Below are 22445 nucleotides of genomic sequence, written 5' to 3'. Positions count from 1 at the left end.
GAAAAAAAAAAAACCGCCATTACGGCGGTTTTTTTCTGTCTGGCGTTTATCGCCTTAGTAGAAATCGCAAGCAGCCTGTTCAGACTGCGCCATCCATACCGGTTTATCGCTGGTTTTCGCCCAGACGCGGTGCAGGTAGCTGTAAAAACGAGCGCGATCTTTCCAGAACAGCATGACCGGCAGCGCAAGCACGCCAGCGACGATAACCAGCGCGCGACGCAGGAGGATCCGATGCGCTGGAAATTCTTTATATAAAGACATAGGTTTCTCCCCTTTTGTGTAGCCGGCAAAAAGCGCCGAAAAGTAATAAGCGGTTAGCTGGTTAAAATAGTATCGTTTTGTTTGTAATTTTACTACTCCTCCGACCACTATTTCAGCCTTATAAAGGCGATATTTACATTTCTCCCGTAAATAAGTTACAAAATGGTTAAATAAATACTAACCCTTAGTTAAATTATGGCTTTGTGGATTTTTATATTTTTTTTACATCCCGCCGCGTTTTTTTTGCGAAATCTTTGCGCATGAATTTCTAAGCTCACGCCATCCTGAATACCCCACTGGAGGTGGATTGTGAGTGCAGGCGTGATAGCTGGCGTGGTGCTGGTTTTCCTGTTGTTAGGCTACCTGGTGTATGCCCTTATCAAAGCGGAGGCGTTCTGATGGCGGCTTCGGCTTTTTTACTTATCGCCAGTTTCCTGCTGGTGTTGATGCTGCTGGCGCAACCCCTCGGCCGTTTTCTTGCCCGTCTCATTGAAGATGCGCCGCTGCCAGTTGTAGGCGGCGTGGAAAAATGGTTGTGGTCCTTTAGCGGCGTTCGCCATGAAGAGATGGACTGGAAACATTACCTTTTCGCCATTCTGCTGTTTAACGCGCTGGGGCTGGCGGCGCTGTTCGCTATCCTGATGCTGCAAGGCTCGCTGCCGATGAATCCGCAACATTTGCCGGGTTTGAGCTGGCATCTGGCGCTCAACACAGCCGTGAGTTTTGTGGCGAATACCAACTGGCAATCCTACGCGGGCGAGAGCACGGTCAGCTATTTCAGCCAGGCTGTCGGGTTAACCGTGCAAAACTTTCTCTCTGCCGCCACCGGCATTGCCGTCGTGTTTGCCCTGATCCGCGCTTTCGCGCGCCACTCCGTCACCACGCTTGGCAACGCGTGGCGAGATCTCACGCGCGTCACGCTATGGGTGTTACTGCCGATATCGCTGGTTATCGCCCTGTTTTTTATTCAGCAGGGGGCTATTCAAAACTTCGCCGACTACCAGCCGTATACCTCTCTTGAAGGGGCGAAACAGCTGCTGCCGATGGGGCCGGTCGCGTCGCAGGAAGCGATCAAAATGCTTGGCACCAACGGCGGCGGTTTTTTCAATGCGAACTCGTCGCACCCTTTTGAGAACCCCACCGCGCTGACCAATTTCGTGCAGATGCTGGCAATTTTCCTGATCCCCGCCGCCCTGTGCTTTGCCTTTGGCGAAGCGACGGGCGACGCCCGCCAGGGCCGGGCGATCCTCTGGTCGATGAGCGTGATTTTTGTCGTCTGCGTGGTTGTCGTCATGTGGGCGGAAACCCAGGGCAACAGCCATTTCCTGGCGCTGGGAGCAGACAGCGCGATAAACATGGAAGGCAAAGAAAGCCGCTTCGGCATTCTGGCGAGCAGCCTCTTTTCCGTTGTCACCACGGCGGCTTCCTGCGGCGCGGTTAACGCCATGCATGATTCCTTCACCGCGCTCGGCGGCATGATCCCGATGTGGTTGATGCAAATCGGCGAAGTGGTTTTCGGCGGCGTGGGTTCTGGCCTGTACGGCATGCTGCTGTTTGTGTTGCTGGCGGTATTTATCGCCGGGCTGATGATTGGCCGCACGCCGGAGTATCTGGGTAAAAAAATTGACGTGCGGGAAATGAAAATGACCGCGCTGGCTATCCTGGTGACGCCTGCGCTGGTACTGCTCGGCACCGCGCTTGCCATGATGACCGAAGCCGGTCGCGCCGGCATATATAACCCCGGCATTCACGGCTTTAGCGAAGTGCTTTATGCCGTCTCATCCGGCGCCAACAACAACGGCAGCGCCTTTGCGGGCCTTGGCGCTAACACGCCTTTCTGGAACCTGCTGCTGGCGGTATGCATGCTGCTGGGCCGCTTTCTGGTGATTATTCCGGTCATGGCGATAGCCGGCTCGCTGGTTGAGAAAAAGGCGCAGCCGGCAGGCGTTGGCACGTTGCCCACGCACGGCGCGCTCTTTATCGGGCTGCTGACCGGCACGGTGCTACTGGTAGGCGCGCTCACCTTTATTCCCGCCCTCGCCTTAGGCCCGGTTGCGGAACACCTTTCTCTTGTGAAATGACCACTGCGGAGTCGCTATACATGAGTCGCAAGCAACTGGCGCTGTTCGAGGCATCTTTGTTTCGTCAGGCGTTAAAGGATTCTTTCAAAAAATTAAGCCCGCGCGTGCAGTGGCGTAACCCGGTGATGTTTATTGTCTGGCTGGGCAGCCTGTTGACGACCGGTCTGGCTGTCGCCATGGCGACGGGTCATCTGCCGGGTCATGCCCTGTTTACCGGCGCTATCAGCCTGTGGCTGTGGTTTACCGTACTGTTCGCTAACTTCGCCGAAGCGCTGGCGGAAGGGCGCAGCAAAGCGCAGGCCAACAGCCTGAAAGGCGTGAAGAAAACGGCGTTTGCCCGCAAGCTGCGCGCGCCGCAGCATGACGCCCAAGCAGACCTTGTGCCCGCTACGGCGCTGCGTAAAGGCGATATCGTGCTGGTGGAAGCGGGCGACATTATCCCCTGCGACGGCGAAGTGATCGAAGGCGGCGCTTCGGTGGATGAGAGCGCAATAACCGGCGAATCCGCGCCGGTTATCCGCGAATCGGGCGGCGATTTCGCGTCGGTGACCGGCGGCACGCGCATTCTTTCCGACTGGCTGGTGATCCAGTGCAGCGTTAACCCGGGCGAGACGTTCCTCGACCGGATGATTGCAATGGTCGAGAACGCGAAACGCCGTAAAACGCCTAATGAAATCGCCCTCACCATTTTGCTGGTGGCGCTCACGCTGGTTTTCCTGCTGGCGACCGCCACCCTGTGGCCTTTCTCGCAATATGGCGGCACGGCTGTCAGCGTGACGGTGCTGGTGGCGCTGCTGGTGTGCCTCATTCCCACCACGATTGGCGGGCTGCTGTCGGCTATCGGCGTCGCCGGCATGAGCCGTATGCTGGGCGCGAACGTGATAGCCACCAGCGGGCGCGCGGTGGAGGCGGCAGGCGATGTAGACGTCCTGCTGCTTGATAAGACCGGCACCATCACGCTTGGCAACCGTCAGGCCTCCGCTTTTCTGCCTGCGCCGGGCGTGGACGAGCAGCAGCTCGCCGATGCCGCGCAGCTCGCCTCGCTTGCTGACGAAACGCCGGAAGGCCGCAGCATTGTGGTGCTGGCGAAGCAGCGTTTCAACCTGCGCGAACGCGACGTGCAGAGCCTTAACGCCACCTTTGTGCCCTTCACCGCCCAGACGCGCATGAGCGGTATCAATCTCGGCGAGCGGATGATTCGCAAAGGCTCCGTCGATGCCATTCGCCGCCATGTAGAGGCGAACGGCGGACACTTCCCGCGCCAGGTGGATACACTGGTGGAAGGGGTCGCGCGCCAGGGCGGCACGCCGCTGGTGGTAGCCGAAGGGGCGAATGTCCTTGGCGTTATAGCGCTTAAGGATATTGTCAAAGGCGGTATTAAAGAACGCTTCGCCGAACTGCGCAAAATGGGGATTAAAACGGTGATGATCACCGGGGATAACCGCCTGACCGCCGCCGCTATCGCCGCTGAAGCGGGCGTGGATGATTTTCTCTCCGAAGCGACGCCGGAGGCCAAACTCGCGCTGATCCGCCAGTACCAGGCGGAAGGCCGTCTGGTGGCGATGACCGGCGATGGCACCAACGACGCGCCGGCGCTCGCGCAGGCGGACGTGGCGGTGGCGATGAACTCCGGCACCCAGGCGGCGAAGGAAGCAGGCAACATGGTGGATCTTGACTCCAACCCCACCAAGCTTATCGAAGTGGTGCATATCGGCAAACAGATGCTAATGACGCGCGGCTCGCTTACTACCTTCAGTATCGCCAACGACGTGGCGAAATATTTCGCCATTATTCCGGCGGCGTTTGCGGCCACTTATCCGCAGCTTAACGCGCTGAACGTCATGCACCTGCACACCCCTGCTTCAGCCATCCTGAGCGCGGTGATTTTCAATGCGCTCATTATCATCTTTTTGATCCCGCTGGCGCTGAAAGGGGTGAGCTACAAACCGCTAAGCGCAGCCGCCATGCTGCGACGCAACCTGTGGATTTACGGGTTAGGCGGGCTGCTGGTGCCTTTTATCGGCATCAAAGCGATCGATTTACTGTTAACGCTGACTGGACTGGTCTGAGGAAAGGGTTATGACGATGTTACGTCCCGCAATCATGCTGCTGCTGTTGCTTACGCTTATCACTGGCAGCCTCTACCCGCTCGTTACAACTGCCCTTGGACAATGGTGGTTTAAAGAACAGGCGAACGGATCGTTGATTGAGCAGGCAGGCGAAATTCGCGGCTCGCGGCTTATCGGCCAGGCATTTAGCGACGCGAAATATTTTCAGGGCCGCCCCTCCGCGACCGCTGAAGCGCCTTATAATCCGATGGCTTCCGGCGGCAGTAATCTGGCGGCCAGCAACCCGGAGCTTGATAAACAAGTGCAGGCGAGAGTCGACGCCCTGCGCGCGGCCAACCCTGACGCTGACCGCACAGTGCCGGTGGAGCTGGTGACCGCTTCCGCCAGCGGGCTCGATTACGGTATTTCGCCGCAGGCCGCCGCCTGGCAGATCCCCCGCGTCGCCCATGCTCGCCAGCTTTCCGTTGAGCAGGTGGCGCAAGAGGTAGCAAAACAGACGCAAAAACCGATGCCTGGCTTTATCGGCCAGCCGGTGGTAAATGTGGTGCAGCTCAACCTCGCGCTGGATGCCCTGCAAAAATAAAGGAAGGGATATGACCGAAGAACCGATGCGCCCGGATCCGGATCGCCTGCTAAGCCAGGCGAACCACCGAACGCGGGGCAAACTCAAAATCTTCTTCGGCGCCTGCGCAGGCGTGGGTAAAACCTACGCCATGCTTCAGGAAGCCCAGCGCCTGCGCCAGCAGGGGCTGGACATCCTGGTCGGCGTAGTGGAAACCCATGGCCGCCAGGAAACGGCGGCGCTTCTTGAGGGGCTGGCTATCCAGCCCCTTAAACGTATCCAGCACCGCAGCCGCACTGTACAGGAGTTCGATCTCGATGCCGCGCTGGCCCGCCGTCCGGCGCTTATCCTGATGGATGAGCTGGCGCACAGTAATGCCCCTGGCTCCCGTCATCCCAAACGCTGGCAGGATGTGGATGAGTTGCTCAACGCGGGCATCGACGTATTCACCACCGTTAACGTTCAGCATCTGGAAAGCCTGAACGACGTGGTAGGCGGCGTAACCGGCATTCAGGTACGCGAAACCGTGCCAGATCCTTTCTTCGACGCCGCTGATGAAGTGGTGCTGGTGGACCTGCCGCCAGACGACCTGCGCCAGCGCCTGCATGAAGGCAAAGTTTATATCGCAGGCCAGGCGGAGCGCGCCATTGAGCATTTCTTTCGCAAAGGTAATCTGATCGCCCTGCGCGAGCTGGCGCTGCGGCGCACCGCCGACCGGGTAGACGAGCAGATGCGCGTATGGCGTGATAACCAGGGGCTGGAAAAAGTCTGGCACACGCGAGACGCTATTTTGCTGTGCATCGGCCATGGCAGCGGCAACGAAAAGCTGGTGCGCACCGCCGCGCGCCTTGCGGCAAAACTCGGCAGCGTCTGGCATGCCGTTTATGTTGAAACGCCGAGGCTGCATCGCCTGCCGGAAAAATCCCGCCGCGCCATCTTAAGCGCGCTGCGCCTTGCGCAGGAGTTAGGGGCTGAAACCGCCACGCTTGCCGAAGCGGAAGAAGAGAAAGCGCTGCTTCGCTACGCCCGGGAGCATAATCTGGGCAAAATGATTATCGGCAGGCGTCACCGCCGCCGCGGGTGGTGGCGCGAGACGTTCGCCGAACGGCTGGCTCGTCATGCGCCGGATCTTGATGTGTTGATAGTCGCGCTGGATGACAAGCCGCTCGCCAGCACGGTTAAAACGCAGGATGGCCGCCCTTTCAAAGATAAATGGCGCGTGCAAATTCGCGGCTGTATTGTCGCCCTGCTGCTCTGCACGCTGATTACGCTTGTGGCGAACCAGTGGCTCTCCGCCTTCGATGCCGCGAACCTGGTGATGGTTTATCTGCTGGGCGTGGTGATGGTGGCGCTTTTTTACGGGCGCTGGCCTTCGGTGTTGGCGACGGTCATAAACGTCGTCAGTTTCGATCTCTTTTTCATCGCCCCGCGCGGCACGCTGGCGGTATCCGACGTCCAGTATTTGCTGACGTTCGCGGTCATGCTGACCGTTGGGCTGATTATCGGCAACCTGACCGCCGGCGTCCGCTATCAGGCGCGCATTGCCCGCTACCGGGAGCAGCGCACTCGTCATCTCTATGAAATGTCGAAAGCGCTGGCGGTGGGCCGTTCGGCGCAGGATATCGCGGTGACCAGCGGACGCTTTATCGAATCCACTTTTCATGCCCGCAGCCTGCTGCTGTTGCCCGACGCGCAAGGCAAACTGGCGCCGCCGGTGGAAAGCGCCGGCATCAGCGCCTGGGATGAAGCCATTGCCCGCTGGAGCTTTGACAATGGCCTGCCGGCAGGCGCGGGTACCGATACCCTGCCGGGCGTGCCATACCAGATCCTGCCGCTGCGCACCGCGCAGAAAACGCTTGGTCTGCTGGTTGTGGAGCCCTCCAGCCTGCGTCAGTTGATGATCCCTGAACAGCAACGCCTGCTGGAAACCTTTACCCTGCTTATGGCAAGCGCGCTAGAAAGACTCTGGCTGACGGAAAGCGAAGAACAGGCGCGTATGGCAAGCGAGCGCGAGCAATTGCGAAATTCCCTGCTGGCGGCGCTCTCTCACGATTTGCGCACCCCGCTCACCGTGCTTTTTGGCCAGGCGGAGATCCTGACGCTTGACCTGGCTTCCGAAGGCTCAAAACACGCGCCGCAGGCCAGCGCCATTCGTCAGCATGTGCTGAATACCACCCGGCTGGTAAATAACTTGCTCGATATGGCGCGAATACAGTCCGGGGGCTTCAGCCTGCGCAAGGAGTGGCTGACGCTTGAAGAAGTGGTCGGCAGCGCGCTTAACATGCTTGAGCCGGGGCTTGGCGGGCGGCATATTGAACTGACGCTGCCGGACCCGCTCATGCTGATTTACGTTGACGGCGCCCTGCTGGAGCGGGTGTTGATTAACCTGCTGGAAAATGCCGTGAAGTACGCGGGGCCTGCGGCGCGTATTGGCGTGCGGGCTGGCCGTCGCGATGAGCAGCTGGCGCTGGAGGTCTGGGACAGCGGGCCGGGGATCCCGCCAGGGCAGGAGGCGGCTATCTTCGCGAAATTCGCCCGCGGCAACAAAGAATCCGCCATTCCCGGCGTAGGCCTTGGTCTTGCTATTTGCCAGGCGATAGTTGAGGTCCACGGCGGCTTCATTTACGCTGAAAACCGCCCGGAAGGCGGCGCGAGTTTTCATGTGCTGTTGCCTGCGCCGCGCGCCCCTGAGCTGGATATGCATGAGGACCTGTGATTAGCGTACTGATTGTCGAAGATGAAAAAGAGATCCGCCGCTTTCTTCGCGCTGCGCTGGAGAGCGAAGGCCTGCGCGTGCACGAAGCGGAAACCTTGCAGCGTGGGCTGATTGAAGCCGCGACCCGTAAGCCGGATCTGGTTATTCTCGATCTCGGCTTGCCTGACGGTGACGGGCTGGATTTTATCCGCGATTTTCGCCAGTGGAGCCAGCGCCCGGTGATTGTGCTTTCTGCGCGCAGCGAGGAAGAAGATAAGATAGCGGCGCTTGACGCCGGCGCGGATGATTACCTGAGCAAGCCCTTCGGTATCGGCGAATTGCAGGCGCGGTTGCGCGTGGCATTGCGTCGCCACGCCAGCGCAACGCCCGACGAGCCGGCTTATCACTTTTCCGATATTCGTGTCGATCTCGCGAGCCGACGCATTTTGCGCGGCGATGAAGAGATCCATCTCACGCCAATCGAGTTTCGCCTGCTGGCAGTGCTGCTTAACAATCATGGCAAGGTGCTGACGCAGCGTCAGCTTTTAAGCCAGGTCTGGGGGCCGAACGCGGTGGAGCACAGCCATTATTTGCGCATTTATATGGGCCATCTGCGCCAGAAACTGGAGAGCGACCCCGCGCGTCCGCGCCATTTACTGACAGAAACCGGCATAGGCTACCGGTTTATGCTGTAAAAAAAGGAGCGCAGTGCGCTCCTTTTTCGTAATGCGTCAGCGGCTTATCAGGCGTTTTTCAACACTTCGCTGACGATTTCCACCGCTTCTTTCTCAATCTGCTTGCGATGCTCCGCCCCGAGGAAGCTTTCACAATAGATTTTGTAGGCATCTTCCGTGCCGGACGGACGGGCGGCGAACCAGCCGTTATCGGTCATCACTTTCAGCCCGCCGATGGAAGCGCCATTACCCGGCGCCGCCGTCAGACGCGCCGTGATCGGGTCGCCCGCCAGCGTGCTGGCGCTGACCATTTCCGGCGACAGCTTAGAAAGCGCGGCTTTTTGCGCGGAGGTGGCGGAGGCCTGCAAACGGTTATAGCTCGGCGCGCCGAAGCGTTCGGCCAGTTCGTCATAGTGTTGCTGCGGGTTTTTACCCGTGACCGCAGTGATTTCCGCCGCCAGCAGACACATGATGATGCCGTCTTTATCGGTGGACCACGGCGTGCCGTCAAAACGCAGGAAAGAGGCGCCTGCGCTCTCTTCGCCGCCGAAGCCGAAGCTGCCGTCATAAAGACCATCGACGAACCACTTAAAGCCTACCGGCACTTCCACCAGCTTGCGGCCGAGGTCATTTACCACGCGGTCAATCATGGCGGAAGAGACCAGCGTTTTGCCGACAGCGACTTCATTGCCCCACTGAGGACGATGCTGGAACAGATAGTTAATCGCAACCGCCAGATAATGGTTCGGGTTCATCAGCCCTGCCGGGGTAACAATGCCGTGACGGTCGTAATCCGGATCGTTGGCGAAGGCCAGGTCGAATTTGTCGCGCAGCGCCAGCAAGCCCGCCATTGCCGATTCAGATGAGCAGTCCATGCGGATCGCGCCATCTTTATCCAGATGCATGAAGCGGAAAGTCTGATCAACCTGATCGTTAACAAGGGTCAGGTCGAGCTTGTAGTGCTCCGCGATGCGCTTCCAGTATTCAATACCGGAGCCGCCCAGCGGATCCACGCCAAGCTTCAGGCCCGCTTTCTGGATAGCCGCCATGTCGACGATATCCGCCAGCCCTTCGATAAACGGCTGCACCAGATCTTTTTCCTGAATGCGGCCGCTGGCCCAGGCTTCGTCAAGGGGAAGACGTTTGACCTCTTTCAGGCCGTTCGCCAGCAGGGCGTTGGCGCGATCTTCCACCACTTTGGTGACGTTGGTATCCGCCGGCCCGCCATTCGGCGGATTATATTTAATGCCGCCGTCTTCCGGCGGGTTGTGGGACGGCGTGATAACAATGCCGTCCGCCTGAGCGCCGCCGTTTTTGTTATGGACCAGGATGGCGTTAGAAACCGCAGGCGTTGGCGTATAACCGTTGTTTTCCTGCACGATGATGTCAACGCCGTTGGCGGCCAGCACTTCCAGCACGGAGATAAAAGCCGGTTCGGAGAGAGCGTGGGTATCTTTGCCTACATAGCAAGGGCCGGTAATGCCGTTTTTAGCGCGTTCTTCCGCTATCGCCTGGGCGATGGCAAGGATATGCGGCTCGTTAAAACTATGGCGCCCTGCGCTGCCGCGGTGGCCGGAAGTGCCGAACTTTACAGCATGCTCAACGTTGCCGATTTCCGGCTTTAATACGTAGTACTGCGCGGTAAGCTGCGCGACGTTAATCAAATCACTTTGTTGCGCGGGTTGACCCGCACGGTTATGCATTGCCATGGCCTGATCCTTCTGACGCTTGTGTTAGATGGTGCCGCAAACCTTTTCAATTAATTCCGCCGGGAACTGCATGGTCTGCATAATGTGTTCGATCATGCTGCATTTGCGGCCCGTATTCGTATTCGTAATTACCCAGTATGGCGTGCCCGGAACATGTTTGGGCTTGGTCTGGTTGCCGCTTTGCAACAGCGTTTGCTCGTCACCTGCGAAATAGACGCGGGTGCGGCCGTGCAACGACTCGGTGGCCTCTGCGAACGCTTTCGCATCCAGTGAATAGAGTGTAGACAGCACCAGCATGAAACGATTGACCGCGCGCTTCTGTTCGGCGTATTCGTCCGATAAGAGCAGCTCGCGCATGGCGCGAACGCGGTCTTTGGCGGGGTTAGCCGGTTTTTCGGCAGCGGTCGCGCTAACAGGCGCGCTTTCTTTCGCAGGCGCGGCAGCGGCCTGAGAGGCGGCGGCAACTTTGAGCATGCGCCGCAAAATGTCGGACGCGCTTTCGCCAATGTGCTGAGTGTGGCTGGCAATGTAGCGATACAGCTCGTCATCAACTTCAATCGTTTTCATCTTAATCCAGTGCAATATCTTTTCTGAATACAAGTCGTTGGGATTATAGAAGTAAAACCCAACAGCGGATAGCGTCACACCTGGAGGGGCGGCAAAAGTCGGAATTAACTGGAACCTTGCAGCCGGACGGCAGAATGGTCAACATGATACCCTAACCTTTCAGATGCAAAAAAAGAACTTTGCCATGAAATTGAATACCCGAATGCAATCTGCACAACAACCGAATAACAATTCACCGGCTGTATTGATCCACGGCCTGTTCGGCAGCCTGGATAACCTGGGTATACTGGCCCGGGATCTGGTGAAAGATCGTGATGTATTGCAGGTGGACATGCGCAATCACGGTCTCTCGCCGCGCGACGATGAAATGACCTACGCTGCCATGGCCCGCGATATTGTTGATACTATGAACGCGCATCAGCTTGAAAAGGCGGTGCTTATCGGCCATTCCATGGGAGGGAAAGCGGCGATGGCGGTTACCGCGCTGATACCTGACCGAGTGGTTAAACTGGTGGCGATTGATATCGCGCCTGTTGATTATCAGGTGCGCCGTCATGACGAAATTTTTGCGGCCATTCGCGCGGTAAGCGAGGCGGGCGTTGCGACGCGTCAGGAGGCGGCGGCCATTATGCGCGAGCATCTGTCCGAGGAAGGCGTGGTGCAGTTTTTGCTAAAATCCTTTGCCGATGGGGAATGGCGCTTCAATGTCCCGGTGCTTTGGGACCAGTACGCGAATATCGTTGGCTGGCAGGAGGTGCCCGCATGGTCTGGCCCTTCGCTGTTTATCGCTGGCGGCGCTTCTCCTTACGTGCAGGAAAATCACCGCGAGGCGTTGCTTAAACAGTTCCCGGCTGCGCGTGCGCATGTCATTGCTGGCGCCGGACACTGGGTACATGCTGAAAAACCAGAGGCCGTATTACGCGCCATTCGTCGCTTCCTGGAAACTGATTAAAAACGCGCCGACTGGCGCTAACATGCCGCTAACGCGTTGGCGCGCCTCGCTCCCTGATGTATGATGGCGCGCTGAATGACACCCGGGCATCCGCTCCGGCAGCCTGTTTCCCCTGTCAGTAGTCAAATCATGGCCAAAGAACAAACGGACCGTACGACATTAGATCTGTTCGCGGACGAGCGTCGCCCGGGTCGCCCGAAAACCAATCCGCTGTCGCGTGACGAACAGTTACGTGTTAACAAACGGAACCAGCTAAAGCGCGACAAAGTTCGCGGGCTTAAGCGCGTTGAGCTGAAACTGAACGCAGAAGCGGTCGACGCGCTGACAGAGCTTGCGCAGGCGCGCAATATGAGCCGCAGCGAGTTAATCGAAGAAATACTGCTGGAACAGCTTAAGACGCTTAATAACTGAACCCGCAAAACCCCTTATTTTCATGTGGAAATGTGTCAGAGTGTGCACCCTACCGTGATAGCAGTTTCCGCCCTCTTCTCTGTTCTGCTATGATTGCCCTATCTGTGGGCATTTTGCCACTACCATATCATTAGGATTCAAGAGGTTATTTTTCTCATGGCAATCGTAGGCATTTTTTTCGGCAGCGACACCGGCAACACCGAAAATATCGCAAAAGTTATCCAGAAACAGCTTGGGAAAGACGTTGCTGAAGTGCACGATATTGCTAAGAGCAGCAAAGAAGATCTGGAAGCTTTCGATATTCTGCTGCTTGGCATCCCGACCTGGTACTACGGCGAAGCACAGTGCGACTGGGATGATTTTTTCCCTACCCTTGAAGAGATCGACTTTAACGGCAAGCTGGTGGCGCTTTTCGGCTGCGGCGACCAGGAAGATTACGCAGAATATTTCTGCGATGCGCTGGGCACCATTCGCGACATTATCGAACCGCGCGGCGCGACCATCGTAGGCCACTGGCCGACCGCGGGTTACCATTTCGAAGCCTCTAAAGGTCTGGCCGATGACGACCACTTTGTCGGTCTGGCTATAGACGAAGACCGTCAGCCTGAACTGACCGCTGAGCGCGTTGAGAAATGGGTCAAACAGGTTTCAGAGGAACTGCACTTGCAGGAAATCATCAACGCCTGATGTTGTGACGGCGATAATATATTTTTATCGCCGTTTCATGAATATTGATAGATAAAACCGATAAAAATGATTGCTACAAATTTTTAACTTTGCCCTGCATATCTGTACAATACCCTTCTGGATTTTCGGGTAACGAGACGGCCAGGCCGTGCTCGCCACGTTTTGAATAGCGCCACTGAGAGAGGCTTGCAGTTTTCATTTAGATCTGTCAGTTCTATAATGAGACGCATTCATCTTCAGCGCATCCGATCTTAAGCTCTCCGGAGCACACCGTTTAGCAACAGGACAGATTCCGCATGACTGACAATAATACCGCATTAAAGAAGGCTGGCCTGAAAGTCACGCTTCCACGATTAAAAATCCTTGAAGTGTTACAGGAGCCAGTAAACCACCACGTCAGTGCGGAAGACTTGTACAAGCGCCTCATTGACATGGGCGAAGAAATTGGTCTCGCGACCGTTTACCGCGTATTGAACCAGTTTGACGATGCGGGCATTGTCACGCGTCATAATTTCGAAGGCGGCAAATCGGTTTTCGAACTGACTCAACAGCATCATCACGATCATCTTATCTGCCTTGACTGCGGCAAAGTCATCGAATTCAGTGATGACTCTATCGAATTACGCCAGCGTGAAATCGCTTCCCGCCACGGCATTCGTCTGACTAACCACAGCCTTTATCTCTACGGGCATTGCGCTGACGGTGACTGCCGTGAAGACGAACATGCGCATGAAGTCAGCGAGAAATAACGCTTAGTAGCGTAAGCAACAACCTTCTTAAACCGGCCAAGGCCGGTTTTTTTATATAGGCTTTTTGTCAAAATACCCTTTAGTGGATAAAGGGTTAACAATTTCATTTTTAATGCACAGGTCAAGGCGCTATTTTACCTTATCTTTTTCTTACTTTTGCTTTTCAGAAAAAGTAAATAATTACACAATTCAAAGAGTTAACTCTATAATATTCCCTGTTGTGATATCCCTTCCCACCTCCCCGTATTGCAGTTAAAAAATCAACCCTATTAAAATGCTGCTCCGTTATTCTTTCTAATAAAATACTTACACAAGGCCACCGTTATGGTTATACCTCAAAAGCCTCTTGCCGAAATTTATCGCCTTTCCGATATTTTTAACGGATATGGCAACTGGCACCGCGCAGAAAAAAATACCACCATACCAACGCGTGATGGTTTTATTTGCATAATACGCGGCGGCCTTTTTTCAGTGTTACGAAAAAGTGACAGATTGCTGATTGAAAAGTGCAGCGCGCCTTCTATTGTAGGCCTTGCGCGCAACTTTCATAAAAAAAGCTATTTCAAAGTTCAGGCGGATGCGGAATGCCATTACCAGCTCATTCCATTCGACACATTTATGAGTGAAGTGGAAAGCCAGCAATGCCAGCAATGCCAGCAGCAGTTATATAAGGTTTTTGCATGGAATATTGATTTACTTTGCTACCGCGAAGAACTTCTTCTGGGCCATAACAGTTACCTGATGATTAAAGGAAACTTAACTACCCTGGCTGCAATGGATGAGTTTATGCGTAATAAAATTAATGTCGCCGACTATATCGTTAAGCGAACCAATCTTTCTCGCAGCATGGTAATGAAAACACTGTCGCAGCTGCGGAGCGAAAATTACGTTGAAATACATAAAGGCAAACTGACCACGCTTCGTACATTGCCTGAAAACCTGTAATTTCCTGTAAAAAAGACCCGCCGCCATGCGGGTCTTTTTATTAACCAAGCTTATTTCACATGTTCGATACGACTATACCGCTGTCCATTCGGGCTGACGGCGCGCACCTGAATCTCAGTATCAACGTTGGGCCGCGCTTTATCATCATAGCGTTGCCAGCTTTTGCCGCCGTCGGTGGAGTATTGCGCGCTTAGCCCCGGAAGGCTGGTATTAATAGCCAACACGCCATTTTCAACCCTGGCTCCCGGCACCGGTAAACGATACTGAATCCCCGCTTTGTCGAGCTTCGCCAGTTCGCGGTTACCTGTAAGGTTTGCAAAGCGCGCCCAGTCCGCAGCAAGTGTGCGGCTATCCACCCACTGCGTTACGCCGCCCTGATATTCACGTCCGGGCTTGTAGTCTTGTTCCCAGGCGGCCCGGTGCCAGGCGCGCTCCGCGACGACGATAAGCCGTGGGTACATCATGTACTCCATCTGCTTATCGGTACGAATGACTTCACTCCAGAGCTGCGCAGACAGACCCAGCGCGCCAGGCCATGGCTTATCCGATTTAGCGCTGAAATAGTTGCCATCGCGGTCAACAGAGGTTTCTGCATTCTGTGGCAGGTTATCTGGCGCGAAACTGAAAATCTTACGCTCATCGCTGAAGCGCGCCCCCCAGTAATAGCCACTTTCCACCGGGTTCACTTCATAAGGAAAATCGAGATAAAGATAATCGGGATTCGAAATCACGACGCGAAAGCCTTTATTCGCCCAGTCATTCGCCGTATCAAAACCGCCCCAAAAAAGCGTATCCCAGAAATTGACATTCACCTGCCCGGTACTGAACACGCTGGCGTCTTTCGCATCTTTCAGGCCATCCTGCCACGCCTGCATCGTGCCTGTACCGTGCGCGTTGACCAGCTTGCTTAGCTCTACGCCAAAGTAGCTCGACAGGTGTTCAACATCCGCTACAGCGCCCTGCTCAAGCAGATTTTTACACGCTTGTGAATTTTCCCAGGGCTTGTTCTGTCGGCTCATGTCGATAATGCCCTTTCCGGCTTCCGGGTGTGTTTTATCCGTATAGCCCGAGCCAAGATAAATATTTTTCGCCTCGTCACCGCCTGCGTGCCAGACGGCGAGCGGCGCCCCCGCTTCCTGATGCATTTTTTGCACTTCAGTGATGACCTTATCGGCAAAATGTCGGGATGAGGCGAGGCAGGGGTTAATGTAACCAGTACGGTTGTAATATTGTACGCCCGTAGTATTTGAAGTATCGGTTGGATCCAACAGCCGATAATAGTCGGCGTCATCTTTTTTGCCCGCCTTCATTAAGCGATCGTAGCGGGCTTCCATTGCAACCACCGCCGCTCTGGCGTGCGCGGGCATATCGATTTCAGGAATAACGTCAATGTGTCTCGCCGCCGCATATTTCACTATCCCGATATAATCATCACGCGTGAAAAAACCGCTGCCGTTGTTGTCGCTGTTGGGTCCTGAACCCAACTGCGGCAGGAGACAATGTTTCTCGCTGAGGTCGTGACAGCGATTTGCGCCTACCGTCGTAAGCTCTGGCAAGCCCGGGATCTCCAGCCGCCACCCTTCGTCATCGCTCAGGTGAAAATGAAATTTGTTGAGCTTATAAGCGGCCATTTGATCAAGCAGACGCAGCACCGCTGCTTTTGAGTGAAAATGTCGTCCGACATCCAGGTGAATGGCGCGCCAGCTAAAACGAGGGGCATCGCTGGCTTCAAGCGTTGCAACCTGTTGATTATCTTGCGCAGATAATAAAGAAAGGAATGACTGCGCGCCATAGAACACGCCAGCGGCATCAAAGCCCGTGATCGTCGCTTCTTGCCGATCGATCTGCAAATGATAGGCGCCCGATACCGCATCAGCCTGTTTAAAAGCATCAGGCGCGATGCGGGATTTAACCGGGTACCCCTGCCCTGTTTTAACGCCAAACAGCTTTAAGCGCGTGACAATCGCTTCACGAGAGGCAGGCGTAAGCGAGTCAAGCTGGAGCTGAACCCCCTGGCTTATATCCGCGTTTTCTGCATGAATAGTCACCGCTTTCGGCTTCGGTACTATCTCGCCGCGCAGCGTGGCGGCGTCGGCCAAAGGCACATCGCTGTTTTTGCTGTAACGCGCTTCGGCGGTCATCAACACATTTTTATCATCCGGCGTACGCTTCCATTGTTCGCCCGGTAAGCTAACAAAATCGGTTAACGCTTCCGTATTTGTATTCGCGATAATGACAGGACGGCTGTCGCCTGAAGTGACATACCAGCGGGGCAGCACATCGGTAATAAAAAGTTGCCAGTATTCATTGATGATGGGAATAGTGACGGCCTGCCCGGCAGGAAAGCCTGTAAATTTATCGCCAGGCTCAAGCTTATGCAGATCGCCCATAACATGCGTTATTTTAAATTGCGCGTTTTCTACTTTCAGAACTCGCCGGATACTGGGAAACCAGATAATCCAGTTTTTGTCGGTGATGGCCTCGCCATGGTTAGTTAACGTAATCGTGGCTTTGCTACAGGCCGCCCAATCGGCGCCCAGCGCCGCGCAGTCAACGCCGTGTTGCCCGGCGTGATTATCCAGGACGGCATAATTGAGCGTGAACTGGCCCAGTTTATCCGCCAGATTCTGGTCAGCGTTGGCGTTGCCCGTTAACCCCGCCAGAGCGAGAGCTAACAGAGTACGCTGTAATCTCTTCATTATTGTTCCCTCAGAGCGAGACAGTTTTGTGGGTTAGCGACTCACAACAGCGTGAACGGCGCGATAACGATACAATTCACATCACGTTCGTCCTGAAAAATAGTGCCGTAACCACCGCCATAACCCGGAATGCCGGAATGATTGTCGTACTGCGTGAAATGCAGCTTAAACGTGGTTCCCTTCGCGCGCCCTTCTACAAAGGTATAAATTGCATCCAGGCTGTAAGCCGATTCATTGAGGTGAGAGTCAGGTCGTAACCATCGCTGGCAGGCGTTGAACCCGGCGCGCGTCCCTGTTGGGCCATGTTTAAACTTCGCGGCTTAATAAAGCCTGACGCCGCTTTTATCGCCTGGCCATGCTTCATCCGATGCTTAATGACTGGATGAAAACGCAATTTCAGTTGCCGGAAAGATCGCAAAGTCGAAGCCGGGCGTACTCGCTGCGTAGCCAGGCTGGATTCCAGGGGAATAAAACGTAAATATACAAATCACCAATAAAAAAATTAGCGCAGTAATTACCTGAAGAGAATAAAAATATATTTTTGTGGCGAGCCAGAGGTGATGTTCTATTTTTATGCCGTAATAATAGTATGTAGACAAACAAAAATTAAAAACATCATCACTAGTTAATGAAATCCATCCCATTAACTAAAGCTCACTCTATTTTATTTAATCGCCGTTCAGAGTATGAATATTTTAAACCCTGCACAACCGCGCTGCCGGGGCCAGTAAAAATAGCTTTCCCGATAAACGAGCAAAAAAAACGCCGCATTGCGCGGCGTTTTTTATAGTGCGGCTTACTCGCCAGTTTTGGCCCAGGTGTCGCGAAGCCCTACGGTGCGGTTAAAAACGCGTTTTTCCGCTGAGGTATGGCGGCTGTCGAGGCAAAAATAGCCCTCGCGCTCAAACTGATAAGCTTTACCCATTTCGGCATTTTGCAGGCTCGGCTCTGCAAAACCCTGGCGGATGACCAGCGATTCCGGGTTAATGGTCGCGAGGAAATCTTCCGCGCCGCCCGGGTTCGCCACGCTGAACAGACGATCGTACAGACGAATTTCTACCGGCAACGCATGCTGCGCGCTGACCCAATGGATAACACCTTTCACTTTGCGTCCATCCGCCGGATCCTTACTGAGCGTTTCTGCGTCGTAAGTACAGTAAATGGTCGTGATGTTGCCTTCCGCGTCTTTTTCAACTCGCTCAGCTTTGATGACATAGGCGTTGCGCAGGCGTACTTCTTTGCCCAGCACCAAGCGCTTGTACTGCTTGTTAGCTTCTTCACGGAAATCGGCACGGTCAATCCAGATTTCACCTGAGAACGGCACTTCACGGCTGCCCATTTCCGGTTTATTCGGATGGTTAGGCATGACGACCTGTTCTGTCTGCCCCTGCGGGTAGTTTTCAATAACAAGCTTAACCGGATCGATAACGGCCATGGCGCGCGGCGCGTTTTCATTGAGATCTTCGCGAATGCAGGCTTCCAGCGCCGCCATCTCTACGGTGTTGTCCTGCTTGGTTACGCCGATGCGTTTGCAGAATTCGCGGATAGATGCGGCGGTATAGCCACGACGACGCAGGCCCGAAATGGTCGGCATACGCGGGTCGTCCCAGCCTTCTACAATTTTGTCGGTTACCAGCAAATTCAGCTTACGCTTGGACATCACCGCGTATTCGAGGTTAAGGCGCGAAAACTCATACTGACGCGGGTGTACGGGAATAGTGATGTTATCCAGCACCCAGTCATACAGACGACGGTTGTCCTGGAACTCCAGCGTACACAGCGAGTGGGTAATGCCTTCCAGCGCATCGGAAATGCAGTGGGTAAAGTCATACATCGGATAGATGCACCACTTGTTGCCGGTCTGGTGGTGTTCAGCAAACTTAATGCGATACAGCACCGGGTCGCGCATGACGATGAAAGGCGATGCCATGTCGATTTTCGCGCGCAGGCACGCGGTGCCCTCTGCGAATTCGCCATTGCGCATTTTTTCAAACAGCGCCAGGTTTTCTTCTACGCTGCGGTCGCGGTACGGGCTGTTTTTACCCGGCTGCGTCAGCGTGCCGCGGTACTCGCGAATCTGCTCCGGCGAAAGCTCGTCAACGTAGGCAAGACCTTTATTGATCAGCTCAACCGCATAGTGATGAAGCTGGTCAAAATAGTCAGAGGAGTAGCGCACATCGCCCGACCAGTGAAAGCCCAGCCACTGCACGTCGTTTTTAATGGACTCAACATACTCGATGTCTTCTTTCACCGGGTTAGTATCGTCAAAACGCAGGTTACATTGCCCCTGATAATCCTGGGCGATGCCAAAGTTCAGGCAAATCGATTTTGCGTGTCCGATATGCAAATAGCCGTTCGGCTCCGGCGGAAAACGGGTGCAGATGGTAGTGTGCTTACCACTGGCCAAATCTTCATCGATGATCTGGCGGATAAAGTTAGTCGGGCGGGCTTCAGCCTCACTCATCGTAGATTCCTCAAAGCGTAAACATCAGTTAACGCAACATGATCTTATAAGCAGAAGCAGGAAACAACCTTTACTTATACAAATTAGCGCTACCCGCTGGTTACCTCGCCGCTTTGCCGCAGAGCGTCAGGACAGCGGGAAGGGGTTGCGGCGCGTTGCAGAATAACGGCTTCGCTAAACCTGTCGTTTTCACCTTCGACAAAGTGGTAGCCAGGCGCTTCAATGCACCACCGCCAGCTGTAAAAATTAACGCCATGCAGAAAGAAAATCAGGGTTTCCCACTGAGACTTTCTTTCTACCCGGATTCGCCCCTGCGCATCGCTGCTAAATTTCTCTGCCGGCGGATAATACCCGGGCGGCATTCTTTGCGTCAGCAGCCACATTGTCGCGTCGGCTACCGGCTCGTTCTGGTTATTTTTCACCTGGACATCTAAAGCAGGCCGCACGGTGGCATAGCGTGGGATGCAGCCGCTTAGCAATAAGGCGGCCAGTAGCGCTACGGTTTTTTTCACTGCTCTCTCCTTTTTCTGTTTTTAATTCATGTCCCTGGCTGGCAAAAAAAAAGCGGCGGGGAAATTCCCCGCCGCCTGAGGCACTCTCAACGCCACAAGATTTATTTGCCTTTAATCTCGTAAAGCGGCGTTTGCCCTGCAATAACGTGCCCCTGGGCTTTGATAACCAGACCGCCAAAGTCATCGATATTGCTGCACACAACCGGGCTAATCATTGAGCGGGCATTGGCGTTAAGGAAATCCAGATCCATTTCCAGCACCGGCTGACCGGCCGCCACTTCAGCGCCCTCTTCCACCAGACGTTTAAAGCCCTGACCATTCAGCGCGACGGTATCGATGCCCATATGGACGACAATCTCGGCGCCTTTTTCGGTTTCCAGGCAAAACGCATGATTGGTGTTAAAGATTTTCACGACAGTACCCGCAGCTGGCGAAACCACGGTTTTGTCTGTTGGTTTAACCGCCACGCCATCGCCCACCGCTTTGCTGGCGAACGCTTCATCCGGCACTTGCTCCAGAGCAACCACTTCGCCAGTAACAGGAGAGAGCAGTTCGGCAACCGTAGCCGCGCTAACAGCATGCGGAACAGCCTGTGGTTTCACCGAAGCCGCAGGCGTGACAGGCGCTGCAACGGGCGCGGAAGCAGAAACCGTACCCACCGTTTTCATCGCATTCGCAATTTTTTCCGCCATAAAACCGACGATAATCTGCACGCTGGTTTTATTCAGACGAATAACGCCTGTGGCGCCGAGACGCTTCGCCAGCGCTTCGTTCACCTGAGAAGAATCTTTTACGGTCAGACGCAGGCGGGTAATGCAGGCGTCAATACCGGTCAGGTTATCAGAGCCGCCGATAGCCGCCACGTACTGGCGAGCGAGACCGGTGACATCCTGGTCTTTGTTGCCGCTTACGTTAACATCTTCGCCATCTTCTTCGCTGCCAGCGACCGCCAGCTCGCGACCCGGGGTCATCAGATTGAATTTCGTGATGGTGAAACGGAACACCAGATAATAGATAACGAAGAACACCAGACCCTGCGGGATCAGCATGTACCAGTGAGTGGCGAGCGGGTTACGCGAAGAGAGCACCATATCCACCAGGCCGGCACTGAAGCCGAAACCGGCGATCCACTGCATACTCGCGGCGATAAACACCGAGATGCCGGTCAGGATGGCATGAATGACGTAAAGCACCGGCGCCACGAACATGAAGGAGAACTCCAGCGGTTCGGTAATGCCGGTAAAGAAGGCGGCGAAAGCGCCCGCCATCATAATACCCAGCACTTTGGCTTTATTTTCCGCACGGGCGCAGTGGTAAATCGCCAGCGCCGCCCCTGGCAGGCCGAACATCATAATGGGGAAGAAGCCTGCCTGATAACGACCGGTAATGCCCACCACGGCTTTGCCTGCTTCGATAGACTGCGCGCCGCCGAGGAAATTCGGGATATCGTTAATACCCGCTACGTCGAACCAGAACACAGAGTTCAGCGCATGGTGCAGACCAACCGGGATGAGCAAGCGGTTAAAGAAAGCGTAAACGCCCGCGCCTACGGAGCCGAGTTTCTGAATTTGCTCGCCAAAGTTCACCAGACCGTCGAACACTACCGGCCAGATGTACATCATGATAAAAGCGACAACGATCATGACGAACGACGTCAGGATCGGCACCAGACGACGGCCGCTAAAGAAGGAAAGCGCTTTAGGCAGTTCAACGGCGCTGAAGCGGTTATAAAGCTCAGCGGCGATAATCCCCACCATGATGCCGACAAACTGGTTTTTGATTTTGCCGAACGCCGCCGGCACCTGGTCCGCCGGAATTTTTTGGATCATGGCGACGGCGGCCGGGGAACAGAGCGTGGTTAACACCAGGAAGCCAACGAAACCGGCTAACGCGGCCGCGCCGTCTTTATCTTTCGACATGCCATACGCCACACCCACGGCAAACAGCACGCCCATGTTGTCGATGATAGCGGAACCGGACTGGATAAAAAACGCGGCCAGCGCGTTGCTTCCACCCCATCCTGTAGGGTCAATCCAGTACCCCACCCCCATCAAAATTGCTGCGGCAGGCAGCGTGGCTACCGGCACCATCAGCGCCCGGCCTACGCGTTGCAAATAACCTAGAATACTCACTTTATTCCCCCTATGAGACCCCGATGAGGCTCGTCAAAGCAGTGTTTTTATAATACGACCAACCCTGATAAAGCGGCGACGTTTCACTTCACCTGTGGAGTGTGTGAAAAATTAATTCGTCTCGCAAATTAAATGGGCGCTGTTTGTGATTTTTATCACCAAAAATTGCTTTCCCGCCTCCCCTTCACTGGCTAACTCACAAAACTTATTTTATCATCCGAAAAATCAGGACGGATTGATCCCTTAGCCTGATGAATATGGTTTACCCTTATTTGA

At 54.9% G+C, this 22445-nt stretch carries 18 protein-coding genes and 1 pseudogene; 11 read left to right on the top strand and 8 right to left on the bottom strand.

Annotated features, from left to right (window positions below; translation table 11 throughout):
* Positions 1 to 54 precede the first annotated feature (54 nt).
* Positions 55 to 261: a YbfA family protein gene (locus tag DW56_RS21840; protein ID WP_024552040.1), complete on the bottom strand. Its 207-nt coding sequence runs from the start codon at positions 259 to 261 to the stop codon at positions 55 to 57.
* 309 nt (positions 262 to 570) lie between these two features.
* Between DW56_RS21840 and kdpF the strand changes: the two genes are divergently transcribed.
* Genes kdpF through kdpE form a run of 6 tightly spaced genes read left to right on the top strand, consistent with a single transcriptional unit; the run spans position 571 to position 8363 of the window.
* Positions 571 to 660 (top strand): K(+)-transporting ATPase subunit F, encoded by a 90-nt coding sequence (kdpF, locus tag DW56_RS21835; protein WP_071789728.1) that lies wholly within the window; start codon positions 571 to 573, stop codon positions 658 to 660.
* Positions 660 to 2342, top strand: a complete 1683-nt coding sequence (gene kdpA / locus DW56_RS16535) for a potassium-transporting ATPase subunit KdpA (protein WP_024552039.1) — start codon at positions 660 to 662, stop codon at positions 2340 to 2342. Before kdpF ends, kdpA begins: the two co-directional genes overlap by 1 nt.
* 20 nt (positions 2343 to 2362) lie before the next feature.
* Positions 2363 to 4411 carry a potassium-transporting ATPase subunit KdpB gene (gene kdpB / locus DW56_RS16530; protein ID WP_024552038.1) on the top strand — a complete coding sequence of 683 codons (2049 nt, stop codon included), beginning with the start codon at positions 2363 to 2365 and terminating at the stop codon, positions 4409 to 4411.
* Positions 4412 to 4421: 10 nt separating this feature from the next.
* Positions 4422 to 4994: a potassium-transporting ATPase subunit KdpC gene (gene kdpC / locus DW56_RS16525; protein ID WP_024552037.1), complete on the top strand. Its 573-nt coding sequence runs from the start codon at positions 4422 to 4424 to the stop codon at positions 4992 to 4994.
* 10 nt (positions 4995 to 5004) lie between these two features.
* The gene (gene kdpD / locus DW56_RS16520; protein WP_024552036.1) at positions 5005 to 7689 is read left to right on the top strand and encodes a two-component system sensor histidine kinase KdpD; all 2685 of its coding nucleotides are present in this window, start codon (positions 5005 to 5007) and stop codon (positions 7687 to 7689) included.
* Positions 7686 to 8363 carry a two-component system response regulator KdpE gene (kdpE, locus tag DW56_RS16515; RefSeq protein WP_024552035.1) on the top strand — a complete coding sequence of 226 codons (678 nt, stop codon included), beginning with the start codon at positions 7686 to 7688 and terminating at the stop codon, positions 8361 to 8363. The genes kdpD and kdpE overlap by 4 nt, the downstream gene beginning before the upstream one ends.
* 47 nt (positions 8364 to 8410) lie before the next feature.
* On the opposite strand, the gene pgm is transcribed toward kdpE, so the two are convergent.
* Together pgm and seqA are read right to left on the bottom strand one after the other, a co-directional pair.
* Positions 8411 to 10051: a phosphoglucomutase (alpha-D-glucose-1,6-bisphosphate-dependent) gene (pgm, locus tag DW56_RS16510; RefSeq protein WP_024552034.1), complete on the bottom strand. Its 1641-nt coding sequence runs from the start codon at positions 10049 to 10051 to the stop codon at positions 8411 to 8413.
* A gap of 24 nt (positions 10052 to 10075) precedes the next feature.
* Positions 10076 to 10618: a replication initiation negative regulator SeqA gene (seqA, locus tag DW56_RS16505; protein WP_024552033.1), complete on the bottom strand. Its 543-nt coding sequence runs from the start codon at positions 10616 to 10618 to the stop codon at positions 10076 to 10078.
* Positions 10619 to 10802: 184 nt separating this feature from the next.
* Here seqA and ybfF point away from each other — a divergent pair, with 184 nt between their 5' ends.
* From ybfF to DW56_RS16480, 5 genes are all read left to right on the top strand, one after another.
* Positions 10803 to 11570 carry an esterase gene (gene ybfF / locus DW56_RS16500; RefSeq protein ID WP_024552032.1) on the top strand — a complete coding sequence of 256 codons (768 nt, stop codon included), beginning with the start codon at positions 10803 to 10805 and terminating at the stop codon, positions 11568 to 11570.
* A gap of 129 nt (positions 11571 to 11699) precedes the next feature.
* The gene (gene ybfE / locus DW56_RS16495; protein WP_024552031.1) at positions 11700 to 11981 is read left to right on the top strand and encodes a LexA regulated protein; all 282 of its coding nucleotides are present in this window, start codon (positions 11700 to 11702) and stop codon (positions 11979 to 11981) included.
* 156 nt (positions 11982 to 12137) lie between these two features.
* The gene (gene fldA, locus DW56_RS16490; RefSeq protein ID WP_024552030.1) at positions 12138 to 12668 is read left to right on the top strand and encodes a flavodoxin FldA; all 531 of its coding nucleotides are present in this window, start codon (positions 12138 to 12140) and stop codon (positions 12666 to 12668) included.
* Positions 12669 to 12964: 296 nt separating this feature from the next.
* Positions 12965 to 13417 (top strand): ferric iron uptake transcriptional regulator, encoded by a 453-nt coding sequence (fur, locus tag DW56_RS16485; RefSeq protein WP_024552029.1) that lies wholly within the window; start codon positions 12965 to 12967, stop codon positions 13415 to 13417.
* Positions 13418 to 13741: 324 nt separating this feature from the next.
* On the top strand, positions 13742 to 14362 hold the full coding sequence (locus tag DW56_RS16480; protein ID WP_024552028.1) for a helix-turn-helix domain-containing protein: 621 nt from the start codon (positions 13742 to 13744) through the stop codon (positions 14360 to 14362).
* Between the two features lie 50 nt (positions 14363 to 14412).
* Here DW56_RS16480 and DW56_RS16475 read toward each other — a convergent pair whose 3' ends face one another.
* The 5 genes and pseudogenes from DW56_RS16475 to nagE all read right to left on the bottom strand — a co-directional run bounded on the left by DW56_RS16475 (position 14413) and on the right by nagE (position 22169).
* Positions 14413 to 17061, bottom strand: a complete 2649-nt coding sequence (locus DW56_RS16475) for a beta-N-acetylhexosaminidase (protein WP_024552027.1) — start codon at positions 17059 to 17061, stop codon at positions 14413 to 14415.
* 41 nt (positions 17062 to 17102) lie between these two features.
* Positions 17103 to 17312: pseudogene (locus DW56_RS21830) on the bottom strand (ChiP family protein); the annotation flags it as partial.
* A gap of 545 nt (positions 17313 to 17857) precedes the next feature.
* Positions 17858 to 19525, bottom strand: a complete 1668-nt coding sequence (gene glnS / locus DW56_RS16470; protein WP_024552026.1) for a glutamine--tRNA ligase — start codon at positions 19523 to 19525, stop codon at positions 17858 to 17860.
* A gap of 89 nt (positions 19526 to 19614) precedes the next feature.
* The gene (locus tag DW56_RS16465; RefSeq protein ID WP_024552025.1) at positions 19615 to 20037 is read right to left on the bottom strand and encodes a hypothetical protein; all 423 of its coding nucleotides are present in this window, start codon (positions 20035 to 20037) and stop codon (positions 19615 to 19617) included.
* 101 nt (positions 20038 to 20138) lie between these two features.
* The gene (nagE, locus tag DW56_RS16460) at positions 20139 to 22169 is read right to left on the bottom strand and encodes an N-acetylglucosamine-specific PTS transporter subunit IIBC (RefSeq protein ID WP_024552024.1); all 2031 of its coding nucleotides are present in this window, start codon (positions 22167 to 22169) and stop codon (positions 20139 to 20141) included.
* Positions 22170 to 22445 lie beyond the last annotated feature (276 nt).

The organism is Franconibacter helveticus LMG 23732 (genome assembly GCF_000463115.2).
Lineage (GTDB): Bacteria > Pseudomonadota > Gammaproteobacteria > Enterobacterales > Enterobacteriaceae > Franconibacter > Franconibacter helveticus.
Note: the sequence above shows the minus strand (reverse complement) of the source record. Positions and strands in the feature narration are given on the sequence as shown.